Annotated in this window: 10 protein-coding genes; all 10 read right to left on the bottom strand. The window is 52.1% G+C overall.

All coding sequences use genetic code 11. The features are described from left to right. Nucleotides 1–61 precede the first annotated feature (61 nt). Nucleotides 62–676, bottom strand: a complete 615-nt coding sequence (locus EBB_RS12035) for a hypothetical protein (protein ID WP_192394083.1) — start codon at nt 674–676, stop codon at nt 62–64. Nucleotides 677–820: 144 nt separating this feature from the next. Further along, nucleotides 821–2,032, bottom strand: a complete 1,212-nt coding sequence (locus EBB_RS12040) for an argininosuccinate synthase (RefSeq protein WP_192394084.1) — start codon at nt 2,030–2,032, stop codon at nt 821–823. Between the two features lie 97 nt (nt 2,033–2,129). Beyond that, a complete protein-coding gene (gene waaA, locus EBB_RS12045) occupies nt 2,130–3,389 on the bottom strand; it encodes a lipid IV(A) 3-deoxy-D-manno-octulosonic acid transferase (protein WP_192394085.1) in 1,260 nt (419 codons plus the stop codon). 300 nt (nt 3,390–3,689) lie between these two features. Further along, nucleotides 3,690–4,598, bottom strand: coding sequence for a hypothetical protein (locus tag EBB_RS12050; protein ID WP_192394086.1), 909 nt, complete (start codon nt 4,596–4,598; stop codon nt 3,690–3,692). A gap of 341 nt (nt 4,599–4,939) precedes the next feature. After that, on the bottom strand, nt 4,940–7,333 hold the full coding sequence (gene ppsA, locus EBB_RS12055) for a phosphoenolpyruvate synthase (RefSeq protein ID WP_192394087.1): 2,394 nt from the start codon (nt 7,331–7,333) through the stop codon (nt 4,940–4,942). Between the two features lie 484 nt (nt 7,334–7,817). Beyond that, complete coding sequence (locus tag EBB_RS12060) at nt 7,818–10,259, bottom strand: TonB-dependent siderophore receptor (protein WP_192394088.1); 2,442 nt, start codon at nt 10,257–10,259, stop codon at nt 7,818–7,820. Between the two features lie 95 nt (nt 10,260–10,354). Beyond that, complete coding sequence (locus tag EBB_RS12065) at nt 10,355–11,320, bottom strand: FecR family protein (RefSeq protein ID WP_225587419.1); 966 nt, start codon at nt 11,318–11,320, stop codon at nt 10,355–10,357. Between the two features lie 85 nt (nt 11,321–11,405). Further along, nucleotides 11,406–11,960 (bottom strand): RNA polymerase sigma factor, encoded by a 555-nt coding sequence (locus EBB_RS12070; protein ID WP_192394089.1) that lies wholly within the window; start codon nt 11,958–11,960, stop codon nt 11,406–11,408. A gap of 334 nt (nt 11,961–12,294) precedes the next feature. Then, nucleotides 12,295–13,431, bottom strand: a complete 1,137-nt coding sequence (locus EBB_RS12075) for a GGDEF domain-containing protein (RefSeq protein ID WP_192394090.1) — start codon at nt 13,429–13,431, stop codon at nt 12,295–12,297. Beyond that, nucleotides 13,424–14,584: a nitric oxide-sensing protein NosP gene (gene nosP / locus EBB_RS12080; RefSeq protein ID WP_192394091.1), complete on the bottom strand. Its 1,161-nt coding sequence runs from the start codon at nt 14,582–14,584 to the stop codon at nt 13,424–13,426. Before nosP ends, EBB_RS12075 begins: the two co-directional genes overlap by 8 nt. Nucleotides 14,585–14,656 lie beyond the last annotated feature (72 nt).

Consider the following 14,656-nt stretch of genomic DNA (forward strand, 5'->3'; position numbering starts at 1 on the left):
AAAGAAAAAGCCGCTACCCTTTCGGATAGCGGCTTTTTTATGTCGTCAAGAATACGCCGTATTAGTCTTGTTTGCCGAGATAGGCCTGTTGGCTAGGTTGATGGGTCAACCGGTAACGGTTGCGCAGCCAAACACCGGCAATCGCTGCTATCATTAAACCGCAAGACACAAAGGTCAAATAGACCAAATCCTTAATGTCATTCAGCTCTTTGATCAGAATCTGGTTGACAGCCGCACCTTCAACCTTAGCCGGCGAATCGACAGAATAGGTCGTTAGTATCTTCACATCGCCCTTCAAATCCTGAATAGTCTCCAGGGAATCGGCCACGCTACCCTTTTTGATATTCTCTTCCAGGGCTCTTAGTTTGCTGTCGATAGACCCGCTTAACAAGCCGAACAACTGGCCTTTCAAGGCGCTGATTTCGGCGGATAGCGCAGGATTCTGCGTCGCGTATGCTGTCGAAATAGGCTGGTGCTTTTGTATTTCGGTCAACAGATTTTGTTTAGGCAGTAATACAAAACCCAACAAAAAAACCGCCGCCATCAACGCCAGAACCAGCATTAACAAAAAGCGATTAGCCTTCATCAGCGCCTGATGCTGATGGGCGCGCAGATAGACTATCTCATGCTTATCGGTATTGACATCATCCAGATTAATCTCAGGCATATCGCTCATTATTCTTTTAGTGTTGCTAATCGGGAAGCTTTATAGATATTACCTTGGGCATGCGCTGCCTAAACGGCACCCCATACCCAACGGAAATACATCGGCGCATTATACAAGCTAAATCAAAAATGTCCTGTTTTATACAAACCGCAACTAGCGGCCTTTTTTTGCGGCAATCCGCATTCTCAGGGCGTTCAGTTTGATAAAACCTTCGGCATCTTTTTGGTTGTAAGCGCCGCCATCTTCTTCAAAAGTCGCGATATTTTCATCGAACAAACTATTGGTTTCCGAGGCCCGACCGACTACGACCACATTGCCTTTATACAGTTTGACCCGTACCTTACCGTTGACGTTGACCTGCGAGGCATCAATCATGGTTTGCAACAGCGCCCGCTCCGGACTCCACCAGTAACCGTTGTAAATCAAGGACGCATAACGCGGCATCAACTCATCTTTCAAATGCGCCACTTCACGGTCCAATGTCAGCGATTCGATGGCTCGGTGCGCTTTCAACATCACAGTGCCAGCAGGCGTTTCATAGCAGCCTCTGGACTTCATACCGACATAGCGGTTCTCGACGATATCCAGACGTCCAACGCCATTGGCACCGGCAACTTTGTTCAATTTTTCCATCACCTGATGCGGCGTGTGCGGCACATCGTCGATGGCGACGATATCGCCATTCTGATACGTCAGCTCGACGTAGGTGGCTTGATCCGGGGCATTTTCCGGCGATACGGTCCAGCGCCACATATCTTCTTCAGGTTCAGTCCAGGGATTTTCCAAAATCCGGCCTTCGTAAGAAATATGCAGCGAGTTGGCATCCATGGAATAAGGCGAGGTTTTACCCTTTTTCATTTCCACGGAAATGCTATGCTGTTCGGCATAATCCAGCAGTTTTTGCCGGGAATTCAAATCCCATTCCCGCCAAGGGGCGATGATTTTAATATCCGGACGCAAAGCATAAGCGCCCAACTCAAAGCGCACTTGGTCGTTGCCCTTGCCGGTCGCGCCGTGAGAGACCGCGTCTGCGCCGGTTTCATTAGCAATTTCGATCAAGCGTTTGGCAATCAAGGGGCGGGCAATCGAAGTACCCAGCAAATATTCGCCTTCGTAAATAGTATTGGCGCGGAACATCGGAAATACGAAATCGCGGGCAAACTCTTCACGCAAATCGTCGATATAAATTTCCTTGATGCCTGCTGCCGTAGCTTTTGCCCTGGCCGGTTCCAGTTCTTCACCCTGGCCGATGTCGGCGGTAAATGTCACCACTTCGCAGTCGTAGACATCTTGCAGCCATTTCAAAATAACCGAGGTATCCAAACCACCGGAATAGGCCAACACCACTTTTTTAATATCGGACATAATGCGCTTCACACCTTTTACAAATTAAAAAACGGGCGAATTATAACGGAAAACCTCAACGAATTGCCCGCTAACCGCCCTAATCCACACGTAAAACTTACAGGTACTGCGCCAACAAACCCACCACCCGTTTTGTAGCGCCTTGGTTATTTTGTACAAACGACCTGCCGTTATCGATCAATCTATTTCTAAACGCTACATCGCGATAGAGACGCAACACAGCATCGGTTAGGCTTTGGCTATCACGGCACTGCATCGCCCCTTCCAAGGCTAAAATGCGCTCGGCAATTTCCTGAAAATTAAACATTTCCGAGCCAAATAACACTGGCACGCCAATGGCGGCCGGTTCCAATACATTGTGCCCTCCGACCGGCACCAGACTACCGCCGACAAAAGCCAGATCTGCTGCGGCGTACAACATTTTTAACTCGCCCATGCTGTCAGCGATATAAACGTCGGTTTGCTCATGATGCTGCTGTTGCTCGCTACGCATCGCCACCGCCAAACCCTGCTGTTCGCAGAGCTTTTTAACTGCTTGAAAGCGCTCGGGATGGCGTGGCACTATCAACAACAGCAATTCGGGTATCGATGCTTTAAGAACCGGGTAAAGCGCCAGAAATATCTCTTCTTCGCCCTGATGAGTGCTGGCTATGATCCAAACCCAGCGCCGGGCAAATAATTGTTGTTTCAATAGCTGCCCAGCCGCGACCGTAGCCGCATCTATCGTTACATCAAACTTGATATTCCCGAGGACCTGTACTTGCGCCGATTCAGCGCCAATCTCGATAAACCTCGAACGATCTTCCTCAGTTTGCACTGCAAGCGTCTGCACACAAGCCAGCGCAGGTTTAACCAACCGCGGGATTTTTCGATAAGAACGCGCAGATCGCTCGGACAATCGCGCATTTATCACAAATAGTGGAATCGCCTGTATTGCACAGGCGGCAAACAAATTCGGCCAGATCTCTTTTTCCATGATCACCGCCAGCCTTGGCCGAAAATGCTTAAGAAAGCGCTCGACTATAAATGGCAAATCGTAAGGCAGATAGACATGTTCGACTTGGTCAGCCAGCACAGCTTGAACTCGCGCCGAACCGGTAGGAGTGGTAGTGGTGACCAAAACCGGTATTTCCGGATATTCAGCCTGTAATAGCTTAAGCAACGGAAAAGCCGCTTCCGCTTCGCCCACCGACACGGCGTGCAACCAGATGACATCGCGCTTTGACGAAGCAGAATAGATTCCTAAGCGTTCGCGCCAACGCTGCCGGTACGCCGGCGCTTTGATGCCGCGCCAGTAAAGCCGGAACAAAACGGTAGGTAAAATTAAACCGAAAAGCAGAGTATAGAGATGACGCATCCGCTTTTAAAACCTGTAAGCCAGCTGCGAAACAAAGCGTTTTAAAGCCAGCATTGCGTCATTGGACATTGGCACACCCTCAAAAATACCAGGGAGTATATCAAAGGGTAAATCTAAAATTTAACTACCAACTGTGATTAGAACTCGACACACAATAGCGGCGAGTCTATGACGAGAACGGTCGACCACATCCTTAGCAGCCCCGTAAAAAGACGCCATCCCTGGCGAATCTTCCTGATTAATCCTAAAACCACATTTCCCTGCGCTACAAACCGTCAGACTTGCAGCATGCTTTCACCCTTACGCCGCGACGGCAGATTTACGGCGACTGCCAAAACCGATCATACCGACCATCGCGCTGCCGAATAACCAAACGGCGCCAGGAACTGGCACAGCGGCGATTGATAACTCATAGCCGGAGACGTTTGCATTCCATCTGCCGACGCCGTTACCGCCCAGCGCAATGGTATAAACTTGGCCTGCCTCTGCGAAAAACTCAAGATAATTCACTGCATCGACGCTAGCGTCATGAGTCAGGTACTCCATGCCGGAACCAACGCCTGTGTTGTAGAAAGGGTTGCTGGTATTTTCCGGCTTGCCGGTGTTATTCCAACTACCGTGGTGGCTGTAAGCTACCGAGTTGGTAGTATCCATACCTTTAAACACGGTAACGCCAAAATTACCGTTAATTGTGCCCAGCGAGGTCAGGTTCAACCTCAATACAGTAGAGATGTCGGATTTAATCAAACCCATGTCAATTTGGTGTTTCCAACCGGTAGGGCCTGTTGCGGTAGGTACGCCATTAGCATCGAGACCATTATCTTTCCAAGCACCGGCGCCGGTATCAATTTCCGCTGCCACGCCATAATCAGCCAGTGCGTCGGCGGCCGACACTTCCAAGGTTCCTGGTCCGTGAATCGCGGCAGCCCAGTTCAAATGCGCGCGACCGGTATATCCGAACGGCAACGCACCACCTGCTGTACCAAGCCAAGGCACTTGAGTACCTTGGTAGCCGCCGCTTTCAGGGCCGGTAGCAATTGTATCGACATCGGGACCGTCAAACGTGTAATTCCAACCATCGGTTGCACTGGCCGCCGTTGTTGTAAAGGTGTTGTACATGACATGCGCCGACGCGGTAGATGCGCCTGCTGAAAGCGCGACGCCAGCGACCGCCATGGAAACAGCTTTGGCCAATTTTGTTTTGATCATACGTTTTTACCTTAAATCTTAAGTTATGGGGAGAAAGCACCTTGAGCCCAGGACTTAACAATTTTGTAAGCCATAACTGACAGGCGCCTGCTTCCATAACGCAATCCTTATGCCACCTATAAAACGTATTAATTACAAACAATTAGAGTTTACTTATTCTCAACCCTTAATCAAAGTCCGTGATTTAGCTCACAAAAAACAGGTGAAATAACATAATTTAGATTTTCCCCTTACTCGAGCAATTCTTTCGGTCCAAAGTTCGAGAGCAAGACCGATTTAGGTGTCATGCTGTATTGAAAAAATCAGCCACAAGTCACACAGCCAATCAAAACCCAGAGTAGCTATCGTCTTAACCTACGCTCCACATCCAGCAGACGCTGGGTAGTCTGCAACACCGTATCCGGGTTCAAACTCATCGAATCAATGCCGATTTCGACTAAATATTCAGCCATTTCCGGGTAATCGGACGGCGCTTGACCGCAAAGACCGGAATGGCGGCCGTTGCGGCGGGCGCCTTCGACCGCCAGGCGAATCATGGTCTTCACGCCGGCATCCCTCTCGTCGAAATCATTGGCGACGATTTCCGAATCGCGGTCCACACCCAGCGTCAATTGGGTCAAGTCGTTGGAGCCGATCGAAAAGCCGTCGAACAATTTAGCGAACTCGTCGATCAGGATGACGTTATTCGGTATCTCGCACATCACGTAAATTTCCAGGCCATCATCACCACGTCTTAAACCCTGCTCCGCCATGTAAGCCAATACTCGCTCGGCTTCGTCTATCCGCCGACAAAATGGGATCATCAACACTACGTTTTTCAAGCCCATCTGCTCACGCACCCGTTTCATTGCCGCGCATTCCAGGGCAAACCCCTCGGCATAAGCCGGGTGCACATATCGGGAAGCGCCGCGAAAACCGATCATCGGATTAGCCTCGTCACGCTCGAACCAACGTCCTCCCAACAAGGTGGCATATTCGTTGGTTTTGAAATCCGACATTCGCACCACCACCGGCTTCGGATAAAACGCCGCGCCGATCGTGCCAACGCCTTCCGCCAGGCGTTGAATAAAGAACTCTTCCGGCCGGGTATAGCCTTCGGTCAACTGCTTAAGTTGCTCCAGTTCGCCGGCGTCTGCGACTTTTTCCGGGTGAATCAAAGCCATCGGATGGGCCTTGATATATTCGGTGATGATGAATTCCATCCGCGCCAGGCCGACGCCGTCGCTGGGCAGGAAGCTGAGTTTAAACGCCAACTCCGGAGTACCCAGATTGAGCATGATCTTGGTTTTTGGCCGCTGCAGTTGCGACAAATCCGTCTGCGTCACGTCAAAATCCAGCCGGCCAGCATAGACCTTGCCGACATCGCCTTCCGCGCACGACACCGTCACCAGACTGCCGCTCGCTATCGCAGCCGTCGCGTTCTCACAACCTATCACGGCCGGCACACCCAGTTCGCGGGCAATGATGGCTGCGTGGCAAGTGCGCCCGCCGCGATTGGTGACGATGGCGGCGGCGGTTTTCATCACCGGCTCCCAATCCGGCGTCGTCATGTCGGCCACCAAGACTTCGCCGGGCTTGAAACTACCGAGCTTGGCGACGTTGTCTATCACCCGCGCCTGCCCGACCGCAATCTTGCTGCCCACGGCATGGCCTTTGACGATGACTTCGCCTGCTTGTTTAAGCTGGTATTGTTCCAACACGTTACCCAGCTTTTGTGAGGCCACGGTTTCCGGACGGGCCTGCACGATATACAACTTGCCGTCCAAACCGTCCTTGGCCCACTCCATATCCATAGGCCGGCCGTAGTGGCGCTCGATTTTTAAGGCGTAATCGGCCAATTGCAGCACTTCCGCATCGTCGATACAAAATTGCCGGCGCTCCTGATTTGAGGTGGCGACGTTGCGAATCGGTTCGCGGGTGCGGCCATCGCTATAGATCATCTTGATTTTTTTTGCGCCCAGCGTGCGCCGTAATACCGCGCGATAGCCTTGCGCGAACGTGGGTTTATGCACATAAAATTCGTCCGGATCGACCGCGCCTTGCACCACGTTTTCACCCAAGCCATAAGCCCCGGTGATAAACACGGCATCGCTGAAGCCCGACTCGGTATCCAGCGAAAACATCACGCCGCTGGCCGCCAAATCAGAGCGCACCATTTTCATTACGCCTATCGACAAACCGATTTTGAAATGATCGAAGCCCTGATCCAGCCGGTAATGAATCGCCCGGTCGGTAAATAGACTGGCAAAACAACGCTTGCAAGCATCCAGCAAGGCTTGGCCGCCGCGAATATTCAGATAAGTATCTTGCTGGCCGGCAAAGCTGGCGGTCGGCAAATCCTCGGCGGTGGCGGAGCTGCGCACCGCGACGGTTACATCGTCTTGATATTGCTGCTGTAATTGCCCGAAAGCATCCAGAATTTGCTGCTGCAAATCGGCCGGCAAGGGGGCTGCATACACCAAGTCACGCGCCTGTTGCGCACGGTGCGCCAAGCCTGCAACATCGTCGGCATCGACGTCGTCGAGTAAGGCGTGCAAACGCGGCCAAGCGTCGGCCTGATCGAGCATATAACGATAAGCTTCGGCGGTAATCGCAAAACCATTGGGGACAATCACGCCCTCCGCGGCCAACTCGCGATACATCTCGCCGAGCGAGGCATTTTTACCGCCGACCAGCGGAATATCATTGATGGTAAGTTCTGCAAACCAGCGGATGTATTGATTGTGCGTGGACATGTTGCGCTCCTTGGCTGTAGTTATGCTTATCCTTATAAGCATACGCCGTTGGCAGTAATCGGCAAGGGTCTGGAGCTGTCGCCTGGGGCGGGTGTAATCGCGGCACGCAAGGCTTTGGCTGAATTTTAAAGCGGGTTAATTGTTAAGGTCGGGGTTAGCTCCCAATGCCGTTAACTTAAGGACTAGGGTTTCGGGCAGGGTTTGAAACGGGTTTTAAACCATCGGGCCGGAAGCCAATCTGTTGCGCTTAGGAACTAAAACTTAATCGTGCGGGTACGGTAATTTCGTGCCGCAGCGCGGCGGAGTTTGGAATTTCCACACAGCGTGAGGGAATGAGCACAAAGCTCTTTATTTCCCTAGCCCCTCTTGTTCCCAAGCTCTCGCTTGGAAATCAAACACTTGGAAGCTGTTGCTTCCTGTAGAGTTAGGAAGCTGGAGCTTCCAAGGCCAAGGTTCCCAACCTAGAGGTTGGGAACCAGAAAGACTAATACTCCACTCTTACTGATCCCATAAATGTCCTCGGTGTGCCGACTTCGATAGCGTTACGGCTGAAAGCCGCGCTGGGAAAATATTCCTTGTCGAGCAGGTTGTTGACATTCAACTGCGTGGTCACTTTACTGCCGCCAACTTTCCAAGAATAACTGGTCAATAGATTTACCGTCACATAGCCTGGCAGTACGACGTCAGTGTTACTTGTTTCAGTAGTTTGGGAGCCGCGAACCAGTACTCCACCACCGAACTTCAAGCCTCGCAATGTACCGGCTTGTAGCTCGTAAGTGGTAAACAAACTGCCTCCATGTTTGGGAACTCCTGGCAAGCGTTGACCATTTTCGCCCGGATAACCTTTAATAACTTTCGCATCGGGTGTATAAGCATAAGCACCGATCATGTTCCATCCAGGCAGAATTTCGCCCTTAATATCGAATTCCAGGCCAGCTGTTTTAGCCTCTCCTATCGCTCTTGCGTCGATAAAAGTCGGTGGCTGATAAATTGCCATATTTTGCTTGGTCAGATCGAACCAAGCCAACGTAGCCATCAATTTTTTGTCGAAGAGTTCTGTCTTGGCTCCAAACTCCCACTGCTGTGCAGTTTCAGGGCGTAATAACGAACCGCCAATTGATCTACCGGATTGAACACCAACAAAGTTTTCAGTGTAACTGCCGTACACACTAAATTCAGGAATAGGTTGCCAGACCAAGCCGCCGCGAGGTGTCAAGCTATCCTGCATGGGATTTTCAGTAACCGTCCCACTGACAAGATCGACATATTCATTTTCCGCACCGTCATAGCGAAAACCCGCCAGCATAGAAAAGTTAAATGGCAATTTGATTTGATCTTGGAGATAAAGCCCGAACCATTGCTCCAATGCTGAGCTATTAACAACGGGGGCATTGGCTATTTGACCTTGGATGGCATTAGCTCCAAGATAGGTAGGATTATAAATATCTGTGGCATTGAAATAATATTGCTCGGTACCTTGCCTAAAGGTACGAAAATAGTCCCCGCCTAATAGTAACGTATGTTGTAATCCCCATGTATCGAAATGCCCCGTCAAATTGATCGCATTAAAATAGCTGGCATCATCTCCCGGCGGACGATGTCCGACCACGCCGAATATATTTAACATTCTATTGTCAGCATTTAACCCTGTCGGATTAGCTGCGTAAGTCTCTATACCATTGTAGACCGCAGTAAAACGATGGCTCAGCGTCCAATTGTCGTTAAAGGCATGAGACCAATTCATTCCCACCAGAACCCGTTCGAACGTACTTTGCGGGTCTGCTTCACCTAAAAATCGACTGCGTGGTACATCGGCTGGCCGATTGCCAATTGCAGGTATGCCCCGGTCAAATACCACATGACCGTAATCGTATTCCAATTCAAAATTCACCTGGGTTTTAGGGCTAATGATCCAAGTAACCGTCGGTGCGATAAAAATACGGTCACTGCTTACCATGTCACGAAACGAGTTGGCATCCTTATAAGCCAGGTTAATACGGTACAGTAACGATTTGTCGTCGGTAATCGGCCCGGTGGCGTCCACGGTGGTACGATAGAAGTCGTAAGAACCGAATTGTTGTTGCAAGGAATAATACGGCGTTGCCAACGGTTGTTTGGTGACGTAATTGACCACGCCACCAGGCGCAGTCAGACCATAAAGCAATGATGCCGGCCCTTTCAGAGCTTCGACGCGTTCCACATTGGCCAAATCCCGTCCTCCCCAGGCACTGGCCAACGGAAATGCCGCTCCATTGCGATAATCGCCTGCGGGGTAATTATCAAAACCTCGTCGTCTCGACCAGTCCAGCCAATCACCGGAATTTGCAGTGCCTTGATAGATACCGCTGACATAATTGAGCGCATCGCCCGGGCGGACAGCTTGCGTGTCTTCCAAAACCTGTTTTGGCACGACCTGTATCGAATACGGCGTTTCCATAATCGGCGTATCGGTTTTAGTGGCCGTGGTTGCATTGGGCAAACTGTAATCCGGGTTATAAGGATCAGTCGAATCATAAACCGCCTTCCCCATCACCGTCACCGCCGGCATCGTCGCCGCCGTGCGCGGCTCGACAGCCGCCGCTTGCTCAACCGTAAACGTATCGTTCGCCGTTTTTCGCACAGTCAAGCCGGAATCCTGCAACATCCGCTGCATGGCCTGCTCCGGGGTGTATTGGCCGGACACTGGGCTGGAGCGGAGTTTGCCGACCAGTTCCGCCGGATAGAGCAGGCGCAGGTTGGTCTGGTAGGCGAGTTCGGTCAAGGCGCTGTCCAGGGCTTGCGCCGGGATGTTGAAGGCTTGCGCAGCGTCGCCGGCCATCGCAGTCAGGCTGACAGTGCCTAGCAGGAATAATGCGGCAATAGGCCTGGGTTTAAACATACGGGCCTGGCCGGGGTGGACGCTGCCGGTATTGAGTGATTTTTTCATCTGTAGTCCTTAACGTGGCGGCGGCACCATTGCCGCGTACCGGTTAAGACGGACGGCTGGAAAAATCTTGTAATGGCGGTGGAATTTTTTTTGCGCTAACCGTGCAGCACGGTCAACCACGGCGTGATTTGACTGATTTTTACCGAGAGGATTTGTTGCAGCATCGCCAGCGTGGCGGCGCGGTCCGCCAGCGGAAAAACGCCGCTGACCCTTAGCGCCGCCAGTTTGGCGTCGCTGATGACTGTCTTTCCAGGGAAATAGCGGTCCAGTTCCGCAACCACCTCGGCCAGGGCTTGATTTTTAAAGACCAGTTTACCGCGCTGCCAGGCGGCGCTTTGCTGCGGATCGGCCGCCACTGCGGCTTGCAAGCCGTTGGCGGCAGTGTAAACCGCTTGCTGGCCTTCTTGAATGCGAGCGTCGGGCGGGTAATCCGAGGCGTACAGACCTTTGACGCCAACCGCGTGTTCCTGCACCGTGATGCGGGCGGCGTGGTCTTGCTGCAGCACCTCAAAAACCGTCCCCAGCGCTTTGACCACCGCGGTATCGGTGGCCACTTCAAACGGCCGATTGCGGTCGGCGGCGACCTTGAATAAGGCCTGGCCGTGTTTCAATGTCAGTTTGCGGCCGGTATCCGAATAGGCAACCGTCAATGCGGTATCGGTATTCAACAGCACCTGGCTGCCGTCAGCCAACGTCACGGTTTTTTGTTCGCCGACAGCGGTGTAATGGTCGCTGAACCAGCGGTCGCCAAGGCCGGAAAACGGCAAAACCAGCGCCAAAGCCACAGCCGCCGCTGCCAAGCCGCGCCAGAGGGGCCGGCTAAATCGGCGGCCCATGGCTTGCGCCGGTATCGGCAGATCCGTTACCGACCAGACATCGCCCATGTCCAGCCATAGTTGTTCGGCTTCGGCAAAGGCGCGACGGTGCGAGGGGCTGCGATTTTGCCATTCGGCGGCCGCGCGCCGCTCCTGCTCGCTGGCGTTTCCGGCGCGCAGCCGTATCACCCAATCAATAGCCTGATCGGACAAGGTGGTGATTTCGGAAACGGGTGCGTTACTCATCGGCATAAGGTTTGGACGGTTGAAACTATTATGACGGATGACGCGGCGGTTCTTGCTGATATTTTCCGGCCGGCCGGCATGTGCCTCAATGTTGTTTGAGCCTGTCCCGGCAATGCCGCATGGCTCGCGCCAGATGCTTGGCGACCATGCTGTCCGAAATACGCAGGCGGGCCGCGACTTCGGTATGACTAAGACCTTCGACCCGGTTCCAATAAAAAGCCAGGCGGCAGTCTTCGGGCAATTCCGCCAAGGCCTGATGAATGGCTTGCAAGCGCTGGTTCTGCTGATAACGCTGCTCGGGGCCTGGGGACTGTTCGGGAATGGCGTTGAAGGTGTCGTCGTCGACATCCTGCTTGAGCCGATTGGCGCTAAGCCGCTGGTAGTCGATCACCAGATTGCCGACAACCCGAAACACGAAAGCCCGCGGATTTTCGATAGTTTCCTGAGTTTGCTGGCGGCTTAGCCGTAAATAAGCATCTTGCAGTATGTCTGCGGACAGGTCCTCCGACCCCAGTTTACGCACGATAAAACGACTGAGTTCATCGCGATGTTTATCGATGAATGCCGCAAACTGTTCGGCGCTGAGTTCGGCTTGCGCGCTGCTGTCGGAAGGTTTTGCGGAAAATACTTGGTCGGACATATGCCATCGCTGCGTGTTTGTCCGGATGTTACCAGCACGATACGCGCCCAATCGCACAAGCAAATAGAAATCAGGCTATTAAGCTTTTTCGCCGGCGAATATCGGAAATCACTGGTGGAGAAAATAAGTGATATGCCACAGCAGATTGCGGCAAAGCCCCTATTGGCAATGTCATTCTAGGTTTGGTTCCGACCCGTGCGACGTATCGAGAATTTGTTTATGTAAATCAGCGGGCAATGTGCCGGGCACACCAAATCGCACGCTTGCTGAACGCGTTGAGCCGAATCTGTCACCACATCGGCATCTACCGCTCGAGTCAGGCTTTCCAATACGCCTAAAGCGAGGGCTGGGCAGCTGCGACGACCTGATTGCGACCGGCGTCCTTGGCTAGATAGAGCGCTTTATCCGCCGCTCCGATCAAGGCCACTGAAGATAGACCGTTTGTCGGATAGGTAGCTACGCCAAATGATGCGGTGACATGAACACTGATGTCGTCAACCGCAATGGGCTGCGCAAGCAACGCCAAACGTATCGATTCGGCACGTTCAGTCGCTGTTTGTAACGAGGTATCCGGCAATACCAGAAAGAATTCTTCCCCGCCATAGCGGCAATCCAAATCGCTGGCGCGAGCATGGCGCTTCAGGATGTCGGCAAAAGCTTTCAGAACAGCATCACCGGCCTGGTGTCCATAACAATCATTGATCATTTTAAAATGATCCAGATCGCTCATCACCACGCTCACCTCATAGCCTTGCCGCTCAGCCAAACGCAATTCACGTTCCAAATTTTCGTTAAGGAACAAGCGGTTATACAGTCCTGTCAACGGATCATGAATCGCCTGGTATTGGAGCTGCTCGTGCAGGGCTTTAACTTGGCGTTCGGAACGCAAGCGCTCGCTAATATCCGCCAATACGGCTATCAATGCCGGTTTGCCACCAATATCTATGGCCGGACTCACCGATACCTCCACCGTGATCATTTGGCCATTCCTATGTAAGGCGTTGGCGATAAAATTAATTTTGCTAAGCTCTTGGTTCAGCGCTTTCTGCATCGCTTCACGCACGAGAGGCTGATCGGCATCGCTGACGAGTTCCATCATGTCCATCGTCATGAGGTGATCGACCGGGTAATCGAAGATTTCCGCGAACTTGGGGTTCACATAATGGAAACGGCCATCGATAATCATGGTGATACCAACCAAGGACTGATCCAGCACCCGGTGAAACTTCTCCTCGGCTTCCTGCAGCGCCCGATTGATTTTCTCGTTCTCCCGCAACGCCGCATCCAGTTCTTTTGTCCGCGCCCGCACCAAATTCTCCAGCATGATGGTGGTTTGAAACTGATCAAAATCCGAATAGTGTTGAGTGGAACTATGCTCTACTCGATTCATTAAGGCTTCCACAACCTTATTCAGGCGAACGATTTCCGCCCTTAATTCGCTCTCTATATCGAGTGTATCTGTATCAATCATCCTCACCACACCTATCAACTGCGCCGATGGCAACCGCGGCGAAGGTTTGATTTACATGCACGCCGCGAAACTGTTCGCCATAAGTATTGAAACCTATCACCTTGTTATCACTCAGTATTTTCTCTGCTTGGGCCGTCAACCCGCGCTGCACCAGCTCAAGCTTTCTAAGGATACAATCGCAAGCGACAACAACCTGAGGCTGGCCTATCTCGTCCCGAACTTCGGCAAAAACCTGTTGTAGACTTTCGATAGGATCAACCCCCTGCGCCACTCTCAATACCAAGCCTTCCTCAATCGCACAGTAAAAAGTCAGGCTTTGATCTTGGTTAGCACTACGAATCGCCCGCACATAATAGTTTCCATCGATAGATACCACGACCGGCGCCGCGGCGAAGTGCGCAGGGCTTAATGCGTCTGTCGAAACTCCAATGAGCCTGGCGTATTCCGGCGCCGCTGGTAGGCCGTTGATTTCATATACGACGCGGCGTCTGGCATCGGCGAGGGTGACCACCAATCTTTCCGCGGTCGGTTCAAAATGTTGCGCTTTGAATATTTTGAACGGCAACGAGGTATGCACCAGCAACAACAAGGCACTGTCCGTATGAAAGTCACCATCGTAATAGACGTATGTTTTATGGAACAGCAAGTCGTCGGCCGCCGAGCCGCCAATCATGGCGATATTACCTAACGCGTCTTGTATCGCATGGGTGACCTGCTCTTCGCGTACCGATAAGCCGTCGATCAACAAAAAACCGAAGCAATTTTCGGCGTTAAGATGCGTAACCCTATCTTGCAAGCCATACAATAGGTCGCTGGCAAGCGTATGCCCTTCCGCGATGCGAAACTGTTGCAAATTTGGGATTAGTCCACTGGTCGCCATAAAATCCGGCGTGGAAAAACCGACACCTACCAGGCTTTGTTGACTCAGTCCTGCACCACCTATTTCTCCGGCGGTCGTGCAGCCAAGCACTTGGATACCTTGAAAGCAACGTCTTACTTCGGAAGCCAGCACAGTTCGGTCATATCTATTCGAACAAAAGAAAATGACCAAGGTGGTATCGGTGTGCAGCAAACCTAAAGCAAGCTCTTCGACCGCCCGCTGGGGGTCAGATAAACAGGAGTGGGCAATGCGAATTGCCGTGGGGCGACTCATCTGCGTTCTCGGCAGTTACTGTTGACGAAATAGAAAAATATTCTACAACCGGGTTCCAGACTATGCTGTAGA

The organism is Methylomonas fluvii (assembly GCF_014850975.1).
In the GTDB taxonomy this organism is placed as follows: Bacteria; Pseudomonadota; Gammaproteobacteria; order Methylococcales; family Methylomonadaceae; genus Methylomonas; species Methylomonas fluvii.

Coding starts and splice junctions, on each gene's coding strand:
- EBB_RS12035 (WP_192394083.1), bottom strand. CDS start 676: ATGAGCGATATGCCTGAGATTAATCTGGATGATGTCAATACCGATAAG.
- EBB_RS12040 (WP_192394084.1), bottom strand. CDS start 2,032: ATGTCCGATATTAAAAAAGTGGTGTTGGCCTATTCCGGTGGTTTGGAT.
- waaA (WP_192394085.1), bottom strand. CDS start 3,389: ATGCGTCATCTCTATACTCTGCTTTTCGGTTTAATTTTACCTACCGTT.
- EBB_RS12050 (WP_192394086.1), bottom strand. CDS start 4,598: ATGATCAAAACAAAATTGGCCAAAGCTGTTTCCATGGCGGTCGCTGGC.
- ppsA (WP_192394087.1), bottom strand. CDS start 7,333: ATGTCCACGCACAATCAATACATCCGCTGGTTTGCAGAACTTACCATC.
- EBB_RS12060 (WP_192394088.1), bottom strand. CDS start 10,259: ATGAAAAAATCACTCAATACCGGCAGCGTCCACCCCGGCCAGGCCCGT.
- EBB_RS12065 (WP_225587419.1), bottom strand. CDS start 11,320: ATGAGTAACGCACCCGTTTCCGAAATCACCACCTTGTCCGATCAGGCT.
- EBB_RS12070 (WP_192394089.1), bottom strand. CDS start 11,960: ATGTCCGACCAAGTATTTTCCGCAAAACCTTCCGACAGCAGCGCGCAA.
- EBB_RS12075 (WP_192394090.1), bottom strand. CDS start 13,431: ATGATTGATACAGATACACTCGATATAGAGAGCGAATTAAGGGCGGAA.
- nosP (WP_192394091.1), bottom strand. CDS start 14,584: ATGAGTCGCCCCACGGCAATTCGCATTGCCCACTCCTGTTTATCTGAC.